Source organism: Paenibacillus hunanensis, assembly GCF_014645615.1.
In the GTDB taxonomy this organism is placed as follows: domain Bacteria; phylum Bacillota; class Bacilli; order Paenibacillales; family Paenibacillaceae; genus Saccharibacillus; species Saccharibacillus hunanensis.
In genome coordinates this window covers 507,803-533,499 of the sequence record NZ_BMMB01000004.1, presented here as the reverse complement: position 1 = coordinate 533,499, position 25,697 = coordinate 507,803, and the positions used below count along the sequence as shown (strand labels likewise).

At 45.7% G+C, this 25,697-nt stretch carries 20 protein-coding genes; 7 read left to right on the top strand and 13 right to left on the bottom strand.

Annotated elements, in window-relative coordinates:
* Positions 1–163: 163 nt before the first annotated feature.
* Positions 164–1,816 carry a right-handed parallel beta-helix repeat-containing protein gene (locus IEX62_RS11075; protein WP_188775552.1) on the bottom strand — a complete coding sequence of 551 codons (1,653 nt, stop codon included), beginning with the start codon at positions 1,814–1,816 and terminating at the stop codon, positions 164–166.
* A 218-nt stretch (positions 1,817–2,034) separates the two neighbouring features.
* Here IEX62_RS11075 and IEX62_RS23755 point away from each other — a divergent pair, with 218 nt between their 5' ends.
* Entirely contained in the window at positions 2,035–3,507 is a 1,473-nt protein-coding gene (locus tag IEX62_RS23755) for a VWA domain-containing protein (protein WP_229685721.1), read from the top strand.
* Between the two features lie 219 nt (positions 3,508–3,726).
* On the opposite strand, the gene IEX62_RS11060 is transcribed toward IEX62_RS23755, so the two are convergent.
* Entirely contained in the window at positions 3,727–3,942 is a 216-nt protein-coding gene (locus tag IEX62_RS11060; RefSeq protein WP_188775551.1) for a helix-turn-helix domain-containing protein, read from the bottom strand.
* A 49-nt stretch (positions 3,943–3,991) separates the two neighbouring features.
* A complete protein-coding gene (locus IEX62_RS11055; RefSeq protein ID WP_188775550.1) occupies positions 3,992–4,594 on the bottom strand; it encodes a DUF1836 domain-containing protein in 603 nt (200 codons plus the stop codon).
* 403 nt (positions 4,595–4,997) lie between these two features.
* Between IEX62_RS11055 and fakB the strand changes: the two genes are divergently transcribed.
* Positions 4,998–5,885, top strand: coding sequence for a DegV family protein (fakB, locus tag IEX62_RS11050; protein ID WP_188775549.1), 888 nt, complete (start codon positions 4,998–5,000; stop codon positions 5,883–5,885).
* Between the two features lie 133 nt (positions 5,886–6,018).
* Here the strand turns inward: fakB and IEX62_RS11045 are convergent, their stop codons facing one another.
* Entirely contained in the window at positions 6,019–7,338 is a 1,320-nt protein-coding gene (locus tag IEX62_RS11045) for a glycoside hydrolase family 27 protein (RefSeq protein ID WP_188775548.1), read from the bottom strand.
* A gap of 424 nt (positions 7,339–7,762) precedes the next feature.
* Between IEX62_RS11045 and IEX62_RS11040 the strand changes: the two genes are divergently transcribed.
* Entirely contained in the window at positions 7,763–9,463 is a 1,701-nt protein-coding gene (locus IEX62_RS11040; protein WP_188775547.1) for a methyl-accepting chemotaxis protein, read from the top strand.
* Positions 9,464–9,682: 219 nt separating this feature from the next.
* Positions 9,683–10,795, top strand: a complete 1,113-nt coding sequence (locus IEX62_RS11035) for a DUF4179 domain-containing protein (RefSeq protein ID WP_188775546.1) — start codon at positions 9,683–9,685, stop codon at positions 10,793–10,795.
* Between the two features lie 75 nt (positions 10,796–10,870).
* Here the strand turns inward: IEX62_RS11035 and IEX62_RS11030 are convergent, their stop codons facing one another.
* The gene (locus IEX62_RS11030; RefSeq protein WP_188775545.1) at positions 10,871–11,818 is read right to left on the bottom strand and encodes an NAD(+)/NADH kinase; all 948 of its coding nucleotides are present in this window, start codon (positions 11,816–11,818) and stop codon (positions 10,871–10,873) included.
* Positions 11,815–12,861, bottom strand: coding sequence for an SPFH domain-containing protein (locus tag IEX62_RS11025; RefSeq protein ID WP_188775544.1), 1,047 nt, complete (start codon positions 12,859–12,861; stop codon positions 11,815–11,817). Before IEX62_RS11025 ends, IEX62_RS11030 begins: the two co-directional genes overlap by 4 nt.
* 178 nt (positions 12,862–13,039) lie before the next feature.
* On the opposite strand from IEX62_RS11025, the gene IEX62_RS11020 reads away from it, so the two are divergent.
* From IEX62_RS11020 to IEX62_RS11010, 3 genes are all read left to right on the top strand, one after another.
* Positions 13,040–13,939: a helix-turn-helix transcriptional regulator gene (locus IEX62_RS11020; RefSeq protein WP_188775543.1), complete on the top strand. Its 900-nt coding sequence runs from the start codon at positions 13,040–13,042 to the stop codon at positions 13,937–13,939.
* Between the two features lie 163 nt (positions 13,940–14,102).
* Positions 14,103–14,486 (top strand): VOC family protein, encoded by a 384-nt coding sequence (locus tag IEX62_RS11015; protein ID WP_188775542.1) that lies wholly within the window; start codon positions 14,103–14,105, stop codon positions 14,484–14,486.
* 765 nt (positions 14,487–15,251) lie between these two features.
* The gene (locus tag IEX62_RS11010; protein ID WP_188775541.1) at positions 15,252–15,671 is read left to right on the top strand and encodes a hypothetical protein; all 420 of its coding nucleotides are present in this window, start codon (positions 15,252–15,254) and stop codon (positions 15,669–15,671) included.
* Between the two features lie 533 nt (positions 15,672–16,204).
* Here the strand turns inward: IEX62_RS11010 and IEX62_RS11005 are convergent.
* The 7 genes from IEX62_RS11005 to IEX62_RS10975 all read right to left on the bottom strand — a co-directional run bounded on the left by IEX62_RS11005 (position 16,205) and on the right by IEX62_RS10975 (position 25,675).
* Positions 16,205–16,453 (bottom strand): hypothetical protein, encoded by a 249-nt coding sequence (locus IEX62_RS11005; protein ID WP_188775540.1) that lies wholly within the window; start codon positions 16,451–16,453, stop codon positions 16,205–16,207.
* 134 nt (positions 16,454–16,587) lie between these two features.
* Complete coding sequence (locus tag IEX62_RS11000; RefSeq protein ID WP_188775539.1) at positions 16,588–18,330, bottom strand: type 2 periplasmic-binding domain-containing protein; 1,743 nt, start codon at positions 18,328–18,330, stop codon at positions 16,588–16,590.
* A 213-nt stretch (positions 18,331–18,543) separates the two neighbouring features.
* Positions 18,544–19,464: a carbohydrate ABC transporter permease gene (locus IEX62_RS10995; RefSeq protein ID WP_229685720.1), complete on the bottom strand. Its 921-nt coding sequence runs from the start codon at positions 19,462–19,464 to the stop codon at positions 18,544–18,546.
* Positions 19,465–19,497: 33 nt separating this feature from the next.
* Entirely contained in the window at positions 19,498–20,532 is a 1,035-nt protein-coding gene (locus IEX62_RS10990) for an ABC transporter permease (protein WP_229685719.1), read from the bottom strand.
* A gap of 308 nt (positions 20,533–20,840) precedes the next feature.
* Positions 20,841–21,704 carry a D-amino-acid transaminase gene (dat, locus tag IEX62_RS10985; RefSeq protein WP_188775538.1) on the bottom strand — a complete coding sequence of 288 codons (864 nt, stop codon included), beginning with the start codon at positions 21,702–21,704 and terminating at the stop codon, positions 20,841–20,843.
* Between the two features lie 165 nt (positions 21,705–21,869).
* Positions 21,870–24,026, bottom strand: a complete 2,157-nt coding sequence (locus IEX62_RS10980; RefSeq protein WP_229685718.1) for a cache domain-containing sensor histidine kinase — start codon at positions 24,024–24,026, stop codon at positions 21,870–21,872.
* Complete coding sequence (locus IEX62_RS10975; RefSeq protein WP_188775537.1) at positions 24,023–25,675, bottom strand: response regulator; 1,653 nt, start codon at positions 25,673–25,675, stop codon at positions 24,023–24,025. The genes IEX62_RS10980 and IEX62_RS10975 overlap by 4 nt, the downstream gene beginning before the upstream one ends.
* Between the last annotated feature and the right edge of the window lie 22 nt (positions 25,676–25,697).

Sequence of the window (25,697 nt, the reverse complement as noted above, 5' to 3'; positions counted from 1 at the left end):
CGCTATACAGCTACATATCACTACACAGACTGTCCGATTGCAGCTCGGCATGTTTGGAGCCATCTACCGCTACCGCACTCAGACGAAGACGTGTAAACGAAAAGCCAGCAGTCGCTGAATACTCCGCTTCTGCTGGCTTTACTCATTTTATTATTTTTATGCTTTATTGTTGGGTAGCTGCATTCGTTGGATATACTTGAACACCATTCCAGTACACTGTACCTTTAGTAAAATTATAGACCTGGTTTGGGTCTTTAGGATTGATAATGGTTGTATTGTTAAATGTCACAGTACCGATCTGTGGCGTGGAGCGTCCCCATACGCCTGCGCTGTATTTGGTCGCATTGGAGCTTATATTATCGTTAAACGTAACATCATTGATCGCTGTATAGCCTGCATATACGAGCATATCTGCATGACCTCCATCCGGCTTCAGGGCTGTGCGATCAACTACATTATTATTGATCGTGACCGAATCCACTGGCTGTGTATTGTAATCACCGTCAGGGCCTGTTTCAGTCGCAATATAGATGCCAGCCATTTGTGTGCGTTCGATATGATTACTTTCAATCCGCACATCCCGTCCACCAACGACAGAGATACCGCGTGCATTGGAATCATAACCTACATCATTATTCAAAATACGAATGTTGTTCGTTTGACCTTTGTCGCCATCAGACTTGTCACTCTTACCGTAACTAACGACAGCAATTGTATCATCGCCAACCTGCTTTACGGTATTGTATTGCACGGTAATATCACTGCTGTCTCCAGTCATATGAATACCGTCTGCCTGTGTATTTTGTACGGTATTGTTCGTGATCGTTCCACCGACCGAATCAGTAACATAGATACCGGCGGTGCTGGCTTTTTGGACATTGATGTTATCGACGACAAAATTCGTTGCATTTTTGACGCTGATGCTATTCTTCGCGTTAGTACCATCTCGCTCGCTTACGCTACTATACACATGTGTCAGATTGCGAATTGCCGGGCTACTGCCGATCAGATCGATCGAACCCTGATCTGGATTGGTCGAAGTCAGAATGGTTTGGGCTTTATTTTCCCCCTTCAATGTCACCCCATCGACGGTCAGAATATTGCTCAGTTCAAAATTCCCTGCTGGCACGTAGACATCCTTACCTTCCACTTTCGCCTGCTGGATCGCTGCCTTAATCGCAGCATCATCTGGCTGACTATCCCCTGCGACAGCACCAAAATCCAGAATCGACAAGCTATGATCGTCCGGTACATAAGCGCCCGGTGTAAATACAATCGTCGGATTCCACAAGGTATGATCAAAGCTGATCGATCCCACTCGATTCACGATAAAATGAATTGCTGTACCCTGCTGTACTGGAATATTCGTTACGCCAGTAGGCTGTACTGCGGTTGTCGTTTGAATCGTTTGGGTCCATAGGGAGGTCGTATCCTTCATAATTGTGGCGGTAATGCCGTCGCCCTCCGCACTGCCTTTTTGCACAGTACCTGTAATCGTCACCTTGCCACTGGCTGGTGCCACCCATGTACGCACAGCATCTGCCTGATTACCCGGATGCTGCGCGTTGGATGAAACCCATGGATAGGTTCCGTTCGCATCCCAGCGACTAGCCGCGGATTGATATGTAAGATCGGTATAGGTAGTTCCGCTTTTTTGTTGGTAATGCCAGTTGTTACTACCCTGTGTAGAGCTATATCCGGTGGATGCTGTGTAGGACACCGAATTGGCTGCCTGTACCTCACCCGTTATTCCGATACCGCTCACCGTTAATACTGCTGCAAGACTCCAAGTTGTCCACCCTGTGATTTTTTTCAAATCAATACCTCCTTGTACGATTGTATGTTGGATATTAATATACTAACTTCCTTTATTAACCTTTATCAGGAGAAAGCAATCGACATGGAACGTATAGGAGAAAAATAATTGTGCGTCTATATATTTTTAGTTTGACGTGGAAGATTAGAGAACTTATGGTAAAGCATATACGTTCTATTGTAGCTACTTACTTTACTTACATATGGGAGGAATATGGTATGGCTGGACAATCAACAAATCTGAATCAAGGGCAAAATACGAACCTACCACCGGGCGATTCATTGGAAGTTACGATTCAATGTGGTGCTGCTCCCTCTGCACTGGATATTAGCTGTTTTATGGTCAATGATGAAGGTAAAGTCCCTTCCGACGACTATTTTATCTTTTACAATCAGAACGTTGATCCTCATCAATCCGTGCAGCTAGTGCAAGCCGATGAGTACAGCTCACGCTTCGTGCTCAATCTGAATCGATTGCAACAGGCGCCAGTTAGTAAATGTGTATTTACTGCTACACTGGAAGGCGCTGGCACATTCGCACAGGTGCGTAACTGTCAGGCAATACTTCATATGAATGGACAACAGATTACATACGAGTTATCGGAAGTCACTTCTGAGACAGCGATCATTCTGATCGAAGTGTATAAATATAAAGATACATTTAAGGTGCGCGCGATTGGACGCGGCTTCTTCGGTGGACTACAGCCGCTGGCAGAGTCATTTGGCGTGGAGATCGAAGGCGATAGTGCAGCAGATCATGCACAACCTCCGGCTAGTAATGGGTTGAATACAGCTACTACTGGATCTGCTGATACGACTCTCCCCCCTTCTTCGAACCGTGACGTTGCTCAGCCAGCTTCTACCAATTTGCGAACTACTCAGCCGACTTCCTTCGGTTCCAATTCTGTAGAAGCTGTACAAGCTGAAGCTACTTCATCTGCACCGTCTGAATCAGCTGCTCCTACGCAATCCTCATCCATCTCGCAACCAGCACCATCAGAATCGCCCAAGTTAACCGTACCGTTAACCAAAATTGATCTGCTCAAGAAAAAAGTAACGTTATCGCTCGAAAAGAAACAAATCGCTCCGATCCGTGCTCGCGTGGCAGTTGTATTCGATGCGTCCGGTTCGATGTACTCGCTCTACAAAAAAGGGATCGTGCAGGAAGCCTTTGAACGTGTACTGGCGATTGCGGCTGCTTTTGACGATGATGGTGAGCTGGATGTGTGGTTTTTCGCGAAGGACTTTCTGCGTGCGCCAAGTGTGACCGCGCAGGATTATGAAGATTATGTAGCGCGTGCGTATAAGCTGGGAAGCAAGGGTGGTACGAATAATGAACCTCCGGTGATGGCAGATGTGATTCGCAAATATACCGTAGAAGAGCCGAATATTCATCTGCCGACATATATTATTTTCTTCAGCGATGGCGGCGTGAGTAGCAAGAGCAAGATCGCTCGCCTGATCACGGACAGCTCGCATCATAATCTGTTCTGGCAATTTGTCGGATTGGGCAATGCGAATTACGGGGTGCTACGCGAGCTGGATGATTTACAGGGACGGTTTATCGATAATGCAGACTTTTTTGAGCTGGATGATATTTCGAAGGTAAGCGATGAGGAATTGTATGATCGGTTGTTGAATGAGTTTCCGGGGTGGATTGAGGAAGCGAGACGGAAGAATATTTTGGCGTGATGTTGCTTTATAGCAGATTTGGAAGTAGTCCAATCTGAGGAAAACATAAAACGGGGCAGGTTTAATATAAATCGCGAAATAACAGAATTTCAGCAAAAAGATGAACATCGCTTAGAGCGTGTTCATCTTTTTTCTTTCTGAGCCGCTTTTCCGATGATAACTTAAATAATTTCTTCATGCTGCCGTATATCATCTGATTGCAGTGTGGCAATCCGTCTTTTAAGAATCGTATCTTTGCGGATGATTGGTTTCATTCAACAGATAGTCAATACTAACCTTGTGGAATCTTGCAAGCTTGATTAGGACTGCCGTTGGAATATCAAGATCGCCACGCTCATAGCGAGAATATGTCGTCTGCGTAGTATGAAGCATATTCGCCATTTCTTGCTGAGTCAGATCCTTATCTTCTCTCAAATCACGTATACGTTTGTACAATTATTATAGACACGTTCCTTTTGCACGTTCTATCATGCTATGCAAACGATCATTCACATGCTTGAGCCAGGTCATCTTTCAACTGCTCCTGCTCTGCTTCCCCTTCCAACCCCGTAATCTTCTCCGCCAGAATCTTCCCCGCATTCGCCAGCGTCGCCATCTTGAGCGAGAATCCAGCTAACATCTCCTCCTGCGAACCTTCTGCATTATCACGCAGCTGGCGACCTTCCTGCTTCGCCATCTCCATCGTATACCGTGAAGCGGCTTCCTGTTCTTCGCAAAAATGATTGTAAATCTCATCCAGTGTCATCGTTTTAAGCTGTGTAGCGATCATTGCTTGAATGGTGCCGATCGGTAATACGGGCTTTAGATTGCAGATCATAATCAGGTACGCGATATGCTCGCGGGAATATTTTTTCTTAACGGTAGGTGGGATAATCTTCTGCTTCACATAGTTGTTAATCATCGATGGGGTGATCAGCTTCCCTGCGGTTTCGCCGGGAAACTGATTGAATTGAAACTCCAGCCAGGCGACGAGCTGATCCATATAAATGCCGATCATCGGAAGCTGTTCCCAGCGCGGAAAGCGATACGCGACCTTACCCTCGCCCCATTCTTTAAGCTGGTCGAGCAGTGGATATTGCGGTTCCATCTCTTGTATCTCCTTCCATTGCTACTATATTGGTTATTGCCTGTCATACTGCTAATGAGAATATGGAGTATGTAACCCGAACGTTCCAATGAGCTTATGTCTATATTCATGTCGAAATGGTGAACGCTCTGCTGCTATAAATGACTATTTTACTATTATACCGAAAAGAAGCTGAAACGAAAAACATTTCGTTTTCGTAACAACATTTAAAGTTTGTAATCAACATCACATCTAGTTATAATAACTACATGATAAAGTTATGAAGTACATATGTCTATTTTGTCTTAACTTCTTAGACTACACATCATTGCAAAATACCATATGCTCACAATGTTTGAGATGGCGCGCTACACTGCATATTTCAAGGCATTGCTGAAACCTTTGAATGAAAGTAGTGATCTGAATGAGAACAATCGCCTGGGTAACAGATAGCACTGCCATGTTGGATGCCGATTTTGCTCGTGAGCACGATGTGTATGTTGTGCCACTTTGCCTGATTGCTGGAGACGAGGTTTATCGTGAAAATGTCGATATTACATCCGAGCAATTTTATGAGAAAATGCGTGAGCATGAGAAGGTAAGCAGCTCACAGCCGCCGATTGGCGAATTTATTCGTTTATATGAGAGCCTGAAAGGGCATTATGATGATATTATTGTGATCCACTGCTCGTCTGAGCTGAGCGGAACGTATCACTCTTCCCTGCAAGCAGCTGAGATCGCAGAAACGCCGATTATCGGCATAGATTCCAAGATTGGCGCATTCCCACTACGCGAGATGATCCTGCAAGGGATTCTGTACTACCGCGAAGGCATGAGCGCGCTGGAGATTCGCGACCGGATTCAAGGTATGATCAACGATATGAGCTTTTACATGATTCCGGCAAGTCTATCCCAGCTGCATCGCAGTGGACGCGTATCCGGTACACAGCTTGTGATTAGCAATCTCTTGTCGATTCATTTACTGCTCCGCTTTCAAGAGGGGAAGGTTATTGTCGAGGATAAGATTCGTACGATGAAGAAGGCACGACTGAAACTACTGGATGTGCTAAAAAAAGATATGGAGCATGTACGTGATGTATGCATTATGCATGCGAACAATATGGAAGGCGCATTCAAGCTGAAGGAAGAGATTCTGCATATGGCTCCGTTACTGCGGATCGAGATCGCTTCGTTTATTCCGGTAGCTGGTATCCATGCTGGTGAGGGTACGCTGGCGCTGGCTTGGATTAAGAATCATTACAGTGCGTTGGGACGCTTAGGTGCGCCTGCATCTGTGCCGACTATGGCTTGATTGAATATGACATGATCGCTTGATCATGAATAGATTAAACATACTATATAAAGCTATACGTAAAAGAGTAGAACGCGTAATGCGCTCTACTCTTTTATTTGTCATGCTTTTATTTTGTATAGTTTCTAGACATCTACATACGCACAATAACATCCTCATAATCCATCCGACTCAGCTTATAAAACCTCGCGCCATGTGCTGGAACCTTCACATCGATATCATAATTCACCATACCTGCTTCTGCGCGTTCCCATAGATTGCGCAGGCGGAATGTACCAGACAAGCCTAGCTGCTCTAGACTAACACGCACCAGCGCTGGATCATCACTTGCATTGAACAGCGCAACATAATGGTCTCCAGTTCTGCTATTCTCTGATGTCCAGACGATTCGATCATACTCATCCCTGTACACCTGACGCGCATAATGACCGGAGCGATTCGCCTCCAGCACCTCATCGTTCGTCAATAGCGACATTGTCCATGCATCGTTATCACGCAGCTCGCCACCAAACATGAGCGGAGAACGGAAGATTGACCATAGCGTCATCATCGTCGTCTGTTCATCCTCGGTAAAGCGTGTCCAGCGATCGCTTCCACCACCGTCAACGGAACGAATACCGATATGACCGAGTGGCAGCATATCACAGTCTGGCCAGCTCCCCACTTCGACAAACTGCGCCCATTGCTCACAGCGCTCGAACATCTCATATAGCAGTTCCCATTGATCCCAGAAATCATCTGTAATGCGCCACATATTCGCGTTTGCCCGGAACGCTTCATGATACCCGAGCGGTGCAGGCCCTGGAGACAGGCTTAATACCATGGCACGACCACACTGATCGATCGCATTACGAATCAGCTCCATCTCTGCGAGATGCGTATCATATAAACGTGAGGCCGCAATATCATCGACTTTGACAAAATCGACTCCCCATTCTGCATACAGATCAAATAGAGAATTATAATATTCCTGCGCGCCCTCTTTCGACGCATCCACTCCGTACATATCGGTATTCCATGGACAAATCGAGTTCGTATGCGCAACCTGACGCGCCGTTACTGAGGTTCCTTTGATCGGCGTATCCGCATGCACCGCCTGACGCGGAATGCCACGCATGATATGAATGCCAAAGCTCAGTCCGAGCGAATGCACATAATCCGCAAGCGGCTTAAAGCCTTTCCCCTCGGCTGCGGACGGAAAACGGTTCGTTGCTGGAATCAGTCTGGAATACTCGTCCATATCAAGAGAAACGAATGGACGGTATGCGGATGATACCGCTTCCGGTTCATACCACTGAATATCCACCACAATGTACTCCCATCCATACTCCCTGAGATGATTTGCCATATATTCTGCATTTGCTCTAATCTCTTCTTCACGTACCGCAGCCCCATAGCAGTCCCAGCTATTCCAGCCCATTGGCGGTACGTATGCCCATTGATGATGCCGCATCGTATACACTCCTCATCTCTCAAGCTATAGTTAGTACGCTTCTTTCTCGATCATACCGTTTGTCGACAAGCAATTCAATGATCCTTTGTGGTATAAGCAAGATTCCAGCATTTTCACTGTAAAACGACTATATCTAGATTTAACTGTGTAAAAACCGATAACAAAAACGACAAATTTCGATATTAATTTATTTTTTTTGCATCATAATATATATATAGCGAAATTATTTTCTTTTTAAAATTTCTTATAACAACGTTCAATCAAATTAATAATTGAATTTAATATCGAATTATGTTTACTGATAATTCTCGTATAGGCATTTAGAACCAATAAATTGTAATTTTGGCTGTAAAATTTTTGTCAACTTGGACGATATATATATATGACGTAACAAGTAACCAATTGACTAGTGGAGAGTGAAACTATGAAACTTACTATTCAGATGAAATTAATCTCTGGATTTGCAGCTGTTATCCTTTTGCTGATTGCGATTTCGGCGCTTAGTATTTATGGTATTAATGGGATGGGCAAGCAAATCGATGTCATTGATAAAAAGGCAATGCCTAGTGTAACACTGCTCGGTATTATGAACGGCGATGTATCCGATGTCGAGCGGTTGATGCTAAGTGTTGGCGTAGAGCGTAATCCTTCTCAGGTAAAAAGCTTTCAGGAAAGCTTGGATGCATTACTCCAAAAAATCGAAGGCGAGCGTCCAAAACTCAAGCAATTAATGCAAACACAAGAGGAAATGGAATTATACGAAAGATTCGACAAAAGTTATAGCGAATATCTTCCTCTAATTCCAGCTATGATTACTGCTGGCCAAGAAAATCAGCTGATTGAGCTGAGTACACTTCATAGCAAAGCCTATCCATCATGGTATACAGCTAACACAACTCTCTCTCAATTAATCGATCTCGAAAATAAAAATGCTACTGCTTCTACAGCATCTGCAACTGAACTTAGCGAGAAAACAATCTTTAATGTCATTGTGATCTCCATCATCGCTATTCTGGCAGGTCTTGCTATTGCTTTCTTCATCTCTGCACTCATCTCCAGACCCGTTAAACGTCTGCAAGCATCGGCTGAACGCATTGCTGGTGGCGATCTGACAGGTGAAATGATCCAGATCAAAAATCGTGATGAGGTTGGTATGCTGGCAAATGCATTTAACACCATGACTGGCAATCTGCGTAGCCTGATCGAATCGGTAGCTACAACGTCCGAGACGATCGCTGCTTCCTCTGAGGAATTGACAGCGAGCAGTGAGCAGAACACAGACGCTTCCCGTCAGATTGCAGAAACTATTCAAGAAGTTGCGGAAGGAACAAACCGTCAGGTCGAACTGACAAGTCGTTCTTCGCAAGCAATGAAGGAAATGTCCATCGGCGTCGAGCAGATCGCGGTTCGTGCACAAACGGTATCCGGTTCTGCCGTAGAAGCTGCTTCCAAGTCAGCAGATGGTAATCAGGCAATTCGTACAGCGGTAGCACAGATGGATTCGATTCAAGGCTCCATGTCTTCCCTGTCCCAAATCGTACAGGAGCTGGGTGAGCGTTCCCAGACGATCGGTAACATTACCGATGTAATTACAGGTATCTCCTCGCAAACGAATCTGCTGGCGCTGAATGCAGCGATCGAAGCAGCACGTGCTGGCGATGCAGGACGCGGCTTTGCAGTCGTTGCGGATGAAGTTCGTAAGCTGGCTGAGCAATCGGCTGATTCTGCTCGTCAGATTACCGATCTGGTCACAACGATTCAAAAGGAAACGTATCGTGCGATTCAAGCAGTAGAAGTAAACACACAAGAGGTTAGCAAAGGAATTGAATCTGTATCGGTGGCGGGTACTGCATTTGAAGGTATTCTGTCTGCTGTTAATCAGGTAGCTGGTGATATCGAGGAAGTATCTGCGGGTGCAGAGCAAATGTCTGCAAGCACAGAAGAGCTGATGCGTTTTGCCGAAGAGATCGCTCGCATTACTGAAGAAACATCAGCAGGTACGATGAATGTATCAGCTGCAACCGAGGAGCAGCTGGCTTCGATGGAAGAGATCACAACCTCTTCTACTTCACTAGCGAAAACAGCAGAGCAGCTTCAAGCACAGGTAAGTCAATTTAAAGTCTAAGCATACTTTCCATGATTCAATAATTGCTTTAATAGATGATCCGATAAGGCGTTCATTTGCGTATTTCAGTTACGCAGGTGAACGCCTTTTGCAGCCCAGGAACAAATCTATACATTTGTCACGATTGGCTGGAATTTATGATCTAAAACAAGGTACAATGGAGGTAAATCATTGTTTTTGTTATAGGACATGATCAACCATCTGAAAGGAGGACTGAAGATGAACGAGCATGACAAGCAGCCGACAACGCCAGATGCCAAGCCGATGCATCTTACACAGTCTTCCCCGCCTACCCTTCCTGTCGCAGTCGAGAACTCGGCTGTTCCTGCCAATCATCGCTCCTTCTGGGCAGGGTTGCGCCATTTATTCGATACACGACTTCTCGTCGTAGCAGTATCAACCTTTATTGTCATTTGTATTTTAGTGACAACGACCTGGCTGAAGCCATTGATCGGCACGCATTCTACCGAAGCAAGCTGGGGCGAGCTAGAGCCGTTTCGTGTTTATCAGAGCGAGCAGATTGGCAATCAAAGCCTAACCTCCGCCATCGAGCATGATTATATTCAAAAGATTAACAAAAGCGCTGAGCAAAATGGTTATCGATTAACCATCAATGCTGTCACCGCAGACGAAAATCGGTTGATTCTACTCTACACAGCACACACGGATCGTGATTCCACTATCCCCGGACTTAGCAGTGTGAAGCTACGTAATGTGGCCACAGGCAAGCTGCTTAGCAACTCTCCGGCTCGTCTGAATGGTTCTCCAGATGATCAGAATCCCAAGCAATACTATGGCACAGCAACTGTCCGATTGAATCAAAAGCAGCCCTTTCCACGTGAAATTGCAGCTCAGTTCCAGATCATGTCGTCCAATGATCGCACAGCCAGCGGCGTCGCTGCGGCCAATGCCAGCCAGGTGCATTATTCGCCTACACTGCTGCTGCATATTTCGCTGGCACCTCATTTTCAGCGTCAACAAACTGAAATTATTTATCCGAATCGAACGATAACCTGGAGCGCCCATACGATCACGTTATCTCGTGTAGAGATTTCTCCATTGGAAATGCGCGTACGCTTCACTGCCGATGAGAAGGTATCCGGTGACCTTGCCAAGCAGCTCTGGCTCATTCCGCAAGGCATCATTTCCGAAAAGGGAGAAGAATCGGTTACGCTGCGCCCAATCGGTAGCCGACTTATTAGCGAGAATCCGTATACATTTGAGCATGTATTTTATAGCAATCTGCTTGATAATCCCGATTCACTCCAGCTGGTCGTCAAGCCACGTGATGCCGCAGCCTATGAGGATGTGCGAATCATTCGGATCAAATAATCTCAGCCATAAGTTCATTCATGAACAGCCTTGCTTAACGAGAGCTTTACCTTAGAACAGATGACAAAGAGCGCATCAGATAACCAGATGCGCTCTTTGCTGTGCAATGCCAATCGTGGCGCTAATACCGGAATTAAACTCGACATAGTCACTCTCTACCCCATCGCTGAAAATAACTCCTTCTTCAGGCATTTGCGATACAATTCGCAGCGGCTCACCATCGATCTTGCCAAACACCAACTCCGTCGATGTCATACGGCTTGGGAAGGGTTCACGCACACTGTAATACAAATACGGTGCGTTCCAGTCAAAGGAAGCGCTCAGATCAGGGAGCGACTGTCTTGCTTCACTGCCTCCAGCCAGACTCACAATACCCGCAGCTCCGGTCAGTACACTTTTGAGCCAGCCTGTTGCACCCATGCCGGTGGAGATGATAATGCCACTGGAGGATTGCTGTTCACTTCTTCCGCTGTAGCTGAGCTCATAACGAGCAGAGACATGCGTTTTTCGTCCGATAAATAAATCATTAACCCCGTATAGCACCTGACCATCATTGAGCGTAGCACATGCCAGACGCACATCGCGCATCTGCCGCTTGCGTGCAAATACATCCGGCACGAGCAGACTCAGATCCTTCACTTCAAACGGCAGCAATACACCATCCCATCTTCGCGGGTCTGGATTAACACCGATAAGCGGTAATCCAGTCGCATATTTCATCGTATTGGCAACGAGCCCATCCTGTCCCAGCACGACTACCACATCATCAGGGCCGAAAATAAAGCTGGGTACATGCTCTCGGTCGAGCAGCTGTACGCGTCCAAGCTGCTGAAGCTGAAACAATGTCAGCTCCAGCGCTTGTTGATACTGCTGATCCTCCTGCACATAGTCGCTAAAATCAGCACCCATACGCTCGATATAAAATTGTGCCTGCTGCACCGTATTATATCGTACCACCAGCTCCTGTAGACGTGTTCGGCGCTTCACGAGAATGAGCTTATTTTCTGTCAGTCTGCGGCTCATCGCTCTCTGCCTCCTCGTCCAGCCTGACCATTTTGCTCATGCAGCAGTCCTTGCAACAGATCAGGCGAAATATTGAGCTGACCGATACGACCCGCATTTTCAGCAATGCCCTGGAATGCCATCGCGATCAATTGATCTGGCTTCATTCCCATGCTCGCCATCGCTTGCAGTACATGTGGCTGTACACCTTCAAGCGATTGCATTACAGCCGACATTTCGTACGCGCGTGCATCTGCCTGCGCCTTGTCGTTCGCAACGGTCAGCTCGATCAGCTGGCTTTTGCGCTCCTCCAGCTCCGTGTCAAAGCGCAATTGCTCTTCCTCCATCTCATTTTGCTTGATTTTGACCGAGCGCTCGGCTTCAAGCTGGGTTTCGCGGATTTGACGCTTTTTCGTTTCGACGGCGATCTCGGTGTTCAGTTCGTTTTCACGTACTTTACGCTCCTGCTCAATCGAAGCGTTGCGACGTTCATATAGCGCTTCGTCTGCGCTACGTAGAATCTGCTCGCGTGCCTGCGCTTCTAGTGCTCTCATCGTTTCCTTGTTGGGTAAGATGGCGAGGATTGATAAGCCCATAATCTCGATCCCTAGCTTTTGCAGCTCCGGGTTGCTCTGAATCTGTGCGCTGATCTGGCGTACGAGCGATTCACCCGATTGGATCGCTTCACGTAGCGGTAGCTGTTCAATGCGTTGCTTCATTAGCACCTGCACAATATGAATGACGCGTTGCGATAGCTTTTCCGGGTCGTCAGATAGATAGCGATTTTTCTTCAAATTGTACGTGTAATTCAGAATACTTGTCGTCTGGCGATAGTCGATAATTCGATATGTGACCTGTCCCTGTACGGTCACGGTCTGATAATCGCTTGTAATCTCTTCAAACATGAACGGTACATCGATCGAGGATACCGGCACGACCACGACGGAGGTCGTTGGCTCATAGTAGTAAAACGAAAGTCCGACACCCTCTTTTACAATTTTTCCGTTCTTGATCTTCATCACATAATCACTTGGCTGGAATTTGGCGAAGCGCAATCCGAACATTATCTGTCAGCTCCTTTATATGTTATTAACAATTTGATAATATCTTTGATTGGCATTATCATAGCACTATCTCTTGATATAATCAATATGATATTAACAAATTATTTATATGATCAACAATTGAGGATTATGGTATGTTGGAAAGAAGGAATAGAACCATATAAGGAGAGCGATGTGTATGCGTCGATTTCAACCGGTGCAGCCGCCGATGCTGGAGCGAGGACTATTGCATGAGCATTATCAGTATGTAGAATATGCGCCTGCTCCGCGTTTAAAGCATATCGTATGCTGTTATTGGAGCTCCGTGATGAAACCTGGGGAGAAGTCTCAGTGGCATCGCATTGTACCGGATGGCTGTATTGATATCATTTTTGATCTGTATGCTGTTGACCATCGTAGTGCGTTTCTAGCTTCGCTGATGCGCTCCTATGAAGTGATGGAGCTGACGGAATCGATGGCATTTTTCGGTATTCGTCTGTATGCAAGTGAGGTAAGAGGATTGCTCGGTTATGCAGGCTCATCGCTGGCTGGCACGCATGTAACGCTGGAGCAATGGCTGGGGGCGCAGGCAGCGCCGATGACGGAGGATGTCGTTACCGCAGCTCATATGCAGGAGCGCATTGAGCGCACGGAGCGCTGGTTATGGATGCTAGTACAGGAGCAAGAGGATAACGACACAGCTCGTTTGCGTCAGCTTGTTCATTATATTTACACTGAACAAGGTCGCCTGACCGTTCGCGATCTGGCCCAGCAGAGCCATTATAGCGATCGTACATTACGGCGGCTGTTCCAGCAGGAGCTGGGTGTATCCCCGAAGGAATGGTCGGATATGATGCGATTTCAAGCTGTACTACGGCATTTGCAAATGAATGATGCGTATTCTGTAGCGATGGATGCATCCTCCCCTTCTGGTGCCTTTACTTCTCATTCATCAAGCACTGGTATAGCAGAGGTCATTCCGCAGTCACTGACGCTTAGTGAGCTGGCTGTTCGTTTTGGTTATTATGATCAATCGCATCTGAATCTTGCCTTTAATCGGTATTATGGCTTACCGCCGGGGCAACTGCTTCAACGTTAGGAAGTGCTTGGAGTTGTCCGATTTTTCCAAGATACCGTCCGTAAGGATATCGTATAGTAAGAGAGCCTTGTAACGTATTGCTTGTACAACGTCTTTGTCTAGCTATAGAGTAGGAAACGATGCAGCCAGGCAACGAAAACACATTAATTAGGAGTGGATAAGTATGAACTTGAATATGAAATATTTGATTTTGTATGTGAATGATCTGGAGGCTTCGCTACACTTTTATCGCGATCTGCTAGGATTACCGATTAAGATGCAGGTGGATACGTATGTTGAATTTGAGACGGGTGCTACCACACTCGCGGTGAATACACGGAAGTCAGTGAATGAGTTACTGGATCTCGGATTGACGACAGATGTACCTTCAGCTAGTACGTTTGAGATTGGTTTTGTAACGGAGGATGTGCCCGGCACGCTGGATCAGCTTCGTCAGCAGGGGGTACGCGTCGTTCGCGAGCCAGAAACCAAGCCATGGGGACAAACCGTTGCCTATGTAACCGATCCAGATGGTCACTTTGTAGAAATCTGTACGGCTATCGGTTGAGAAGTACATCGATTCAGAAGCGGAATAGCTGAAAATGATAAATAAGATCGCGACCCGTTATCGGATTGGATATAGCGGGTTTGCGATCTTTTTGTATGTTTATTTTTAGATCATATAGAGATTAGTTGATATTGCTTGATTTGTTGCTCGTTTAAAAATGAAACAGGTGACGTTTTTAATGTATTGACAATTGGAAATAAAAGGGTGATTAATTACCAATCAGCTGTTTATATAATGGCAAGGAAGTTTCTCATTTATAGAGCAAGCTTATGTTCATTGGAAATGTCCGGAATATATGCAAACTTCATATATACGATGCACTAGCATGTGACGTGCCATGATGATATAGAAAATGTTGAAATATCCCTGTAATGATAGATTAAGAATCATTTCTGCAAGCCTACTCTTCTATTAGCTAATCGAGTTAATAGTACTATTTTACCTGCTTATAATTGTCGAATATTAGCTATAACGTTGATAAAGCTAAAATTTTATAAATAATATGAATATTACGTGTAATATTACTTGCGCCATTAGTCCTAAAGTAGTATTATATACCCACGAAGAAGTTATGACTTAGAAGTAATATTCTTCCTAATGATACTTTATATTGTTGGTCGTCCTATAAGATGACTCTAGTTATTCATATTCAGAGTGTCTTCTTAGCATCACATTGTTGCTCGTATTAATTCTAGTATTTCGCTCTGTATACTTGTTTTTGATAAATACAATTGATCTGTACGATAGATGAAAGAGGTGATCCTGATGAGTTTGATGGTCGATTATTGTCCGCGTTGCGGTTCTGTATATCAAAAAAATCTACGTAATATGTGTAATGGATGCCGAGATGAGCTGGATGGTGCGATGAATCGCTGTCTCGATCACCTGTGGCGTTATCCGAAAAGCACAACGGAAGAGCTGAGTAAGGCTTCTGGGATCGGCATGCAGGAGCTGTATCGCTTCATACAAGCAGGCAAATTCTCGCACAACTATGTAAATCTAACGTTTCCATGCGAATGCTGTCAAAAGCCAATTCGTCAGGGTAGATTATGCGATGGCTGCATGGGTACCTTCCGCGAAGCATTCCCTACTCCGGTAGCAGCGGCTCAACCTGCCCCACGCGCAAATGGTGGGAAAACGAGTCACAAGGTATTGTATACATCGCGTCCAGGTAGTCGGCGTTAACGCTTTGGAAATGGTGGTTATGGTATACAACAGTACCTACAATCCATGAATATAATCATATAAAATGCACCCATAAATGATCATTAGCCTACCGCAAAAGGTATCTAGTGTTCATATTGTGGGTGCATTTTATTTTTACTTATGAAGATAACGATGCAATTCATCTAGATGTATATCTGAAAGCTAAGTATTTTGGTGTTTCGGTTAATCTTACTCCATTAGGAACCTATCTGCTTACCCAGGTATAGTACATTTTCATATCGTGAAATGGCTGTAGTCTACAGGGTCAGTTTTTATTTTGTATGCTCTTATTTTGTTTGAATTCTAAGATTAAAACGATAGCCATGAATACGATCATGATCATGGCAACGAGCTTTGAGTTAATATGCAGGTAAGCTTCGCCGTCAAATACTTGAAAAAAAGCTAGTAAAGCAACCAACAGAAGCAATATTTTTTTCAAAATGAGATTCTCCTCCTTTCACTCATCAGTTTACTCTTCCATCCTTTCATTACAAATTATACATAATGATAAATTAAATATAAAATATCAGAATGCTTTTTTTATTGCCAAATACTCTATCTATTGCAAATATAAAAATCAGGCTAATGGGTACACTTAAAAATAAGAATAGTTCGCCATTTATTAGCGCAATCTTCAAAGTCAAAACCAAGGCAATCAAATAAGACAATCTACTTCTTTTCAGTGAAATCCCTACTAAATAGGCTAGTGCGCTTACAATAATTGACGTTATCCCTACACCGAATATAGCTCCTACCGTCATTTAAAACACCTCCATACTATAATACTAACAGACTTATAATATATCCGGAAAATAAAGCAAGACTCAGACAATGGAGTGTCTGAGTCTTACGCTACTTATTTTGCTAATTCATAATAAGGCTGGCTGAGTTACTCTTACTGCAAACCCGCATCCTGCAATGACTTGGCATAGGCAGTTGTCATATACTCGGTCAGCTTGTCTGCGCCGGCTTGCTTGAATGAATCAATAGCTTTGGCTTTGGCAGCAGCAAAGTCTTCATCTGACTTGGACAGAATCATCGTTGCTGCGGTACGTGCGGCCAACTCTTTTAGCTGTGTTTCCTGCTTGAGCAGATCGTCTGGCAATACAGGAAGTACGACTGTGTTTTCCTTAATAATCTGCTCAGGAGACAGCTTTTTCAATGGGGTATTATCATCCTGTAGCTTGCCCTCCTGTACGAGCTTGGAGAACACTTCGCCTGGATAGGTTGCGTTATAATGCTTACTGAAATCCTTCTCCAGTGTGGTTGAGCTAGCAGCCATCGCTTCCTCGGTGGAGAACAGATTGACTGGTGTGTCATTGTTCGGATCGATGACACTGCCACCCAGACCGATCAGGTTCTGATCCAACGCAATACCACTACGCTCCCATGCATCGCCACCATTTACCTTCATATCAATCGTTTCTTTGGTCAGCTGTGGCTTGCCATTTTCTACCTTCCAGTTCTCACCCTCGATGCCGCTATACATCGTACGCGCACCTTCATAGGAATGAATATAGTTTAGGAATTCCATTGCTTTTTCTGGATATTTGGAGCTTTTAGAAATCGCATAGCTTTTGTCTGACCAGCCTACAGGACGCACGCCGCCACTCCATGCCTGTTTACCTGCCGGGATGACCATAAAGCCTTTGCCATCCTTCGCATACTTGGCATTAAAATCACCCATTGCCCATGTTGCCGGGCCGAGGATGAATTGACCGGCTGTTGCTTTTGCCATGTAGTCATTGTTTTTCATCGTTAATGCGTCGGGATCAAGCAGTCCCATGCGATACGCTTTGTTGTAAAAATTCATCGCTACCCAGTAGTTCGAATTCTCATCAGTCAGTACATTAATCAGACGATGCTCACCGAGTGGCTTGGCAAATAAGTCGGAGCTTCCGCTTGCTTGCTGGCCTGTCGCCCAAGTGAATGGAATGATATACGGCCATAAGCCCCAGTCCTGCCACATCGATACGCCATATATCTTTTTGCCCTCATCGGTTGTTGGATGCTTGGCACTAATCTGCTGTAATACATTTAACAGATCATCTGGATTTTCAATCGGTGGTGTGCCAATTTCCTTGTAGTAGTCCCAGCGGATGGTTGGGCCGATCGTCAGATTCGGATAGACTGGGCTTGGGTCAGCCTGTACCTGGGGTGGCAGGAAATAGAGCTTGTTCTGTCCTTCGCTCCAATTTTTACGGCTATAATCGACTACGGTTGGGATCGTCTTCTCTACGTCTTTACCGTATTTATCCATCAAATCATCCATCGGGATAATCAGATTGCCATCGATCAACTGCTTACCGTATTGAGTCGGATCGGCGCGTACGATATCTGGCAGATCACCACCGGCGAGTAAGACGTTCATTTTATTAGCATCAGCTTCCACGTATTCGATCTTTACGCCGATCTTGTCTTCAATGGCTTTGGCAATTTTGCTATCTGGGTAGGTGTTCCAGCTCGTTCCTGTTTCATTCACCAGTACACGCAGTGTAACGATCCCGTTCGCATCCTTTGTGCCTGCCTGACTTGCACCGCTATCTGTACCTGTTGCTCCACCAGAACAAGCTGTAAGCGTTATCATAAATGAGAGCATGAGTCCGGCTACGGCACGGGCTTTGCTTCGTTTTTGCATGGAATTGCCTCCTTTAATATGGACGTTCATGTAATGTAAGTATTCGTAGTGCATGGGACGTATTTGCGAATTATGCGTGTCGTTGTAATCTTCCAGCCTCACTTTAACTAGTCCTCCTCCCCTCTATCCAAACAAGCCTTAGAATGAACAGAAGAGAATGAGGATTAAGCTAAAATGATCCTACCGAGCGATGAGTACTCTTTCCAGCGTTCGTTATCCTTTGACTGCACCCATCATAATACCTTTAACAAAGAAACGTTGCAGCATTGGATAAACGACAACGATAGGTAATGTGACCAGCATGGTGATCGTCATTTGGATCGATTGCGGTGTCATCGTTCGCACCTCAGCAGAATTTGTCATCTCCGCAGCGCTCATACTGGATATACTGTTGGACTGATTGAGGAAGTTATACAGTACGAGCTGTAGCGTTTGTAGATTCGGATTCTCGACGAGAAAGAAGTTATCGAACCAGGTATTCCATTGTCCAACTGCGGAGAAGACCGCAATCGTCGCAATAATCGGTGTAGACAATGGGAAAATAATGCGTGTAAAGGTCGTCCAGTAGCCTGCACCATCGATACGCGCCGATTCCTCCAGCGCTGGTGGAAGCTGCTCAATAAAGGTCTTAATCAAAATGATGTTAAAGCCACTGAGCGCGGTTGGCAATACATATAGCAGAAAATTATTTTGCAGCCCGTATGCCTTCATCGTCAAATACCATGGGATAAATCCAGCATTGAAGTACATCGTAACGAGCACAAAGCGATAAATAAGGCGCCGCATTGGCATTTCTTTTTTTGTGATCAAATAAGCAAAGAACGAACAGCATAGTACGGTTAACAGCGTACCGACGATTGTCCGTAGCACGGATACAATCGCGGCATCCTGCAAGCCATTCAGCTGTAGCGTTGCCTTATAACTTTCTAAAGAGAAGCCAGCAGGCCATAGAAATACGCCACTTTGCGCTTGAAATGAATCACTGATCGAATAGATAAAAATGTAGTAAAACGGATAGATCGTCACGACTAGCAGTAAGGATAGCAATGTATAGTTTACGATGTTAAATAGCAGGTCTGACCATTGAATCGGCTTACGTATACGCTCCCTTTGCATGCTTAGTGCTTTGCCCATAGCTTACTTCCTCCTTATCCGGCAGAGCATCGCTTAGATGATGCTCTCGCCGCGTACTTTCTTGGATAGGCTATTGATCATGAACAACAGAATGATACTGATCACTGACTTGAACATACCGACCGCTGTTGAATATGGATAGTCATTCGTGACCAGACCGAGACGATATACATACAGATCGAGCACTTCGATCTTATCTGCGACCATAATATTATTGAACACCAGATATTGCTCAAAGCCTGCGGATAGCAGATTACTTACCGCAAGTAGCAGCAACACGATAAAGGTAGGCATGATATTCGGAATCGTAATATACAGAATGCTGCGAATACGACCCGCACCGTCAATTTTTGCCGCATCATATTGTTCACCATCAATGCCGACGATAGCTGCCAGATAAATGATCGCGTTCCAGCCGATCGTTTTCCAGATTAATAACAGCGTCTGCACCATCCATACATGATCGGCATTGCCAAGCACATTGAGCGGTGTATCGCTCAGTCCGAGACGAGCAATGATCGTATTGATCGCGCCTTCGGAGCTGAACATGCTGAATGCGAGTGAGAATACGATGATCCAGCTAATATAGTTAGGCAATGTGGTTGTCGTCTGGATCAGGCGTTTAAAAAAGCCACTGCGTACTTCCGAGATCATGATCGCGAGCAGCAAAGGTAACGGAGCTGCCACAATGGAGAGTAAGCTAAGTGCCAGTGTGTTGATCATGACACGAAGCATATCGCGGTCATGTAGCATCTCTCGGAAATGCTCCAGCCCTACAAATGTCGTCTGACTGAGCGGGATACCAGGACGATAATCAAAGAAAGCATATACCCAGCCGAATAGCGGCACATAACTGAAAGCGATTACAAAAATGATAAAGGGTAACGTCATCAGCAGTAGCTTGATTCCGTCTGCATTCACCCTGCGCTTACGGGTTCGGGCAACTTCCCCTTTCTTGTACGTGATCTCCACAGCGGAACCTCCTTTGAATATACAGAATGCTTGAACCTGTTGATGTCGGGCAACCAAGCTATAATCGGGCAACGATGTGTTGATGCTTCTTTTCATGCAGTGCTCTCCTGCTTGCTATTGAGTACAGGAGCTAGCTACACTAGTACGAATGAAGCGGTGCTGCGGGATATAGCTTTTTGCTTGAGCTTGTATTTAGTGTAATATGCGGTCAATCGGTACTGAATGAACGATCTTCCAAAAAAACTGAACAATCTACAGATGCTGTGCAAGCGACGAAAAAACGTGGCGTGGAGTTGAACGATCTACAGATGAGGTTGAACAATCTGTTGGAAGTCCATAATAAAAAGGATCACTCATCAATGAATGATCCTTCGATTCTGTGCTAATTTATTAAATTTCAACCTTCAACTCACAGACGAACTCCTCTGCCGCACCAACTGCTCCACCAGCTCTACATAAGCGACCTGCAAGCGCCGCGTCACTACACCCGGGGTACCTGTGCCTACCGGGCGACCATCAATGCTAATAATCGGTGTTGCTTCCATCGTCGTACTCGTTAAAAACACCTCATCTGCGTCCATTAGCTGCTGCTTGCTAAAAGCCTGCTCAACATAAGGAATATCTAGCTGGTGAGCAAGACGCTTCACCACCTGCTTGGTAATTCCATCTAGAATCAGATTGCCATTCGGATGTGTATAGATGACACCATCCTTCACGATCAGTAGATTGGATGCGGTGCATTCTGTAACCGTATCATCACTACGAATTAGAATCGCTTCCTTCGCACCTGCTTCCACTGCCTCCTGCTTGGCAAGCGTATTCGCTAGCAGATTCAGTGATTTGATGTGGCAACGTAGCCAGCGAATATCCTCAAGTGTGATCGCTTCAATCCCATTTTCGATCGAATCAGCTGGACGTACCAGTGGCTCGCAATAGCCCAACATCACCGCTTCGCATACTTCAGGGAAAATGTGGGCACGCTTAGCCTCACCACGGGTGAACTGAATATACAGAATGCCATCCTGCTGACCGAGTGTAGCAGCCAGCTCATCCACCATACCGCTCAGTTGCTCGCGGCTCCATGGAAGCTCGATCTTGATCTCGCGCAAGCTGTTATACAAGCGATCCAGATGGGCTTCCTTTTCAAATAGTATGCCGTTGTACAAGCGGAATACTTCATAGATGCCATCACCAAAATAATATCCACGATCTCGATAAGATACACGTACCTGTTCTTCTTCGACCAGCTTTCCGTTCCAGAGTAGCATCACAATGACCTCCATTTGTCGTAGTCGGCAGACAGATTCGTTATAGGTAATCCGTCCAGCACATCGTATGCTTGCATTGTACCATGCTGATACGCATACGCAAATGAATGAGTGAACAGCGCTTGATGGAATAGCAACAGCTTGAAATCTAAAAACAATCGACGACTACTGTACGCCGCTGACTCCATCCGTCTTACGCAGTGGAGTCGACGCTTCATCCACCAATCGTGGCAAACGAATCGTGACCTCTGCACCATGTGGTACCTGCGGAATCGTCACTCCATACGGCTCTCCAAAATACAGCTGAATGCGTTTATTGATATTGTAAAGCCCCACTCCGCTACCTCCACTAGTGCTCATAGTGGGATTAGACGTACTTGGGTTGCTTGGGTTGCTTGGGTTGCTTGAGTTACCTGAGACACCTGCGTTACTTGGGTTACTTGAGTGAACTGAGGTGCCTGCGTTACTTGGATTGCTTATATATTCTGCGCTTCCAGTAGAGTAATTAGAGCTGCCGGCAGAATTGCGGAGGTCATTTTGACTGAATGGTGCTGAGCGTTGGGCAGCGTCTACTTCATCTGCATCAAGGCTAGATTCATTCTGATATCGATCCGCCCCGCTTCCGTGCCCAATACTCTGACTGTCCGTTCTCCCTCCTGCGGCAAGCTGCCGATTCAGCTGCTCACGCAGTTCATTCGTAAATCCACTGCCAGAATCGACGACCGATAACCATAAGTCTCGCCCATCCTCATACGCTTCAATACTAATCTCGATCCCTTCCCCATCCTGACGACCGGATTGAATGGAATTCTCAACGAGTGGCTGTAAAATAAAGCGCGGTATTCGGCAATCCAGTAGCTCTGGCTCGATGTCGAACGTGAACTCGATCGTACTGTTAAAGCGCAAATTGATAATTTTAATATAGTTTTCCAGATAGCTCAGTTCATCGCGCAGGGTACACATGCTATCCTTGCTGGCGAAGATCGGACGCAGCATATTTCCGAGCGCCACCACACTCGTTACAATCTGTTCTGCCTTGATCATCGTTGCCATCCAGCGAATCATATTGAGTGTATTGTATAGAAAATGGGGATTGATCTGATACTGTAGCGCTTCGATCTCCAGCTCTCGCCGTTGCTCCTGAATCTCGTTATTACGCCGTAGTAGCTGGACGATACTAAGTGACATTTCGTTGAATCGCCTCATTACTGTTCCGAATTCATTATTCGGAATATCGTTAAAGGTCACTCCCAGTTCGCCCTGACTCATATCACGTAGCTTATGTGCCAGTAGCTTGAGTGGCCGGATCATTCGTTTCAGGAAAAAGTACGATATGCCAAAGATCAGCAAAATACTCACGCAGAAAACAATCACCATAATGCGCTGCACCGAGAAGATCTGCTGTGAAAAGAGCCCGAGCGGCACTTCACGCAGCATATACCAGTCTCCATCCTGTAGCTTATAATAAACGATCTGAATCGGATCGCCATTTTTCACCGTATCATAGCTGCCAAAGGTCGAATGATCACCGACTGGAGGCAAGTAAGGGCTCTGCTTGCCCACTTCGTCGGCACTGCTACCAGAGATAATCGTCCCCTGCCCATTGATAATATATGCATTGCCTTCTGCCATATCGAGGGATGCGGAATACGTCGATGCCAGATATTGCTCATCCAGATTGAAAATTACGGTCGCATTCGTGTTCGGCTCATACAATGCCCTTACACCGCGAATCAGGCTAATCAGTCGATCATCCTTGTCGCCGCTAACATAGGGATTATAATACGACTCGGTCATACCACCCGTCACCGTCAGACCGGGAAAAGCTTGTTTTGCCTGCTCATAGCCCTTTGACCGAAAAAAGTTAGCTGTCCATGCGGCTTCCTCATGCACCAGTGTGCGTGTAGCGTCTCCGCCCAGTGCACCATTATCGTCGGTGATCATATAGATCGAGTGGATATAGTTATAATTGCTAATAAAGTTGGCGATTCGTGCATAGACCTCTTTTTTTAGTTCGATATTTTCAAGCTGGGTGCGGTAATCATTATTTTGCAGGTAGCTCTGTACATTACTATCCAGTAAAAACAGCTTGGATAGGCGATCCACATCGCTGATCAGGCTATGAATATTATGATCATTTTGCTGGAATTGCTGGTAGAGTAGCTTTTCATTTTGCTCCTTGATCAGTCCCAGCATGAATGTGTACAGAAAATACGTAGCCAGTGAGAATACAATAATGCTGACCGCCATAAAGTAGACGATCAGCTGCGTACCAAGATGCTGAATATTCCCTGTTTTACCGGATCGTCTCCATCGCTTCATTCGCGCTTCGCCCCCGTAATATCAACGGCATTGCCACCCTTGAGCGATTGTCGGCGATATTCATTCGGATTGAGCCCGGTTACTTTTTTGAACACTTTACTAAAATACGTATATTCAGGCGAAAAGCCGACCTGTACAGCGATATCGTAGGATTTCATATTCGTACCGATGAGTAGCTCCTTCGCACGCTCGATGCGATAGCGATTGAGATAATCGACGAATGTAATTTGCAGCTCCTTTTTGAACAGATTGCTCAAATAACCAAAGCTTAGCGATACATGCTCAGCGACCTGCTGAAGGCTGATATTCTGCGCATAGTTTTGCTTAATATACTGGATCGCACGAGCAATCTCATGACTCATATGCAGCAAACTATGCGCATATTCTGCTACGTGGACAAAGTACTCCCGAACCTGTTCCAGCATATCCGGCAATGTATCACATTGCTCCAGCTCTGCTGTAATATCAAGCAACAGCAGCTTCTCATTCTGATGCTGCTCATATAGACTCGTGCTGATCCATTGTACAAATTGGAACAATAACGGCTGCATCGTCGCTGGATCTTCGTGCAAGCGCTCGGTTAACAAGCGAATATAATCTCCATAGCGCTCCTGCTTGAGTGGAGATAATAGCGCCTTCACGGGCGAATGATCGCGAAGCTGCTCCAGCACCTGCTCCAGCGGTGCCATATCGAGTCGTTCATCCGGCTCATGCAGTAGCCCACCACCAGTGAGCAGCTTATTACGGAGCGTGTGCTGTGCCTCATGGTATAGCGAGGATAGATTTTTGTATGCGCTATCAATTTTACTAATTCCTACAGATACGGTACTGCCAAAACAGCCATATACAGCTTCCTGCACCTGCTGTGCAATTAGACGAAGCTGCTGACGAATCTGTTGCTCGGAATGCATATCCTCAAAGCTGAGTAATAATAAATAATGGGTTCGGTCAATATAAAAGCCTTCTCCACGCTCGAAGGTCGTTGTAATCTCATCCAGCATATTAAGAATGGTCATCTTGATCAAATGTCCATGCTCATCGCGGAATTTGTCACGCAGCCGTGCATACTGATCCAGCTCTACGACGCAGACAGCTAATCTAGCCGGGGCAAGCCGCATCCCACTCTGACGAACAAATTGCTCAAATTCGCCTGCCGAATAGATGCCATACAGCAAGAAGTCCTTGAGTACCTTTTCCTTAACTAGCTCCAATCCTGCTGATGGAACCGTAGCCGTATCAGCGGTAGCCTGAGCTGGACGATCCTGACGCTGTTCATCCAGTTCATGACGCACACTGTTCAGTGTCGTTGCAATCTCATCCTCGGTCATCGTGAGCTTGAGAATGTAGCCAGATACGCCGAGTGACATTGCACGCCGGGCAAGCTCGAATTCCTCCAGACAGGACAGCACGACAATGCGCGTCTGCCGATCCTGTTCACGAATACGGGAGATCAACTCCATGCCGTCCATACGCGGCATACGAATATCGGTGATCACCACATCCGGCTTATCCTTGTTATAGGTTTCCAGTGCGCTCAGACCATCTGGCATATCAGCAATGACCTGCATGCCAAATCGACTCCAATCGACCGAGTTTTTCAAGCCGATGCGCACAAGCATCTCATCCTCGACAATCATCACATTGTACATTCCGCTCACTCCTCGATTCAGG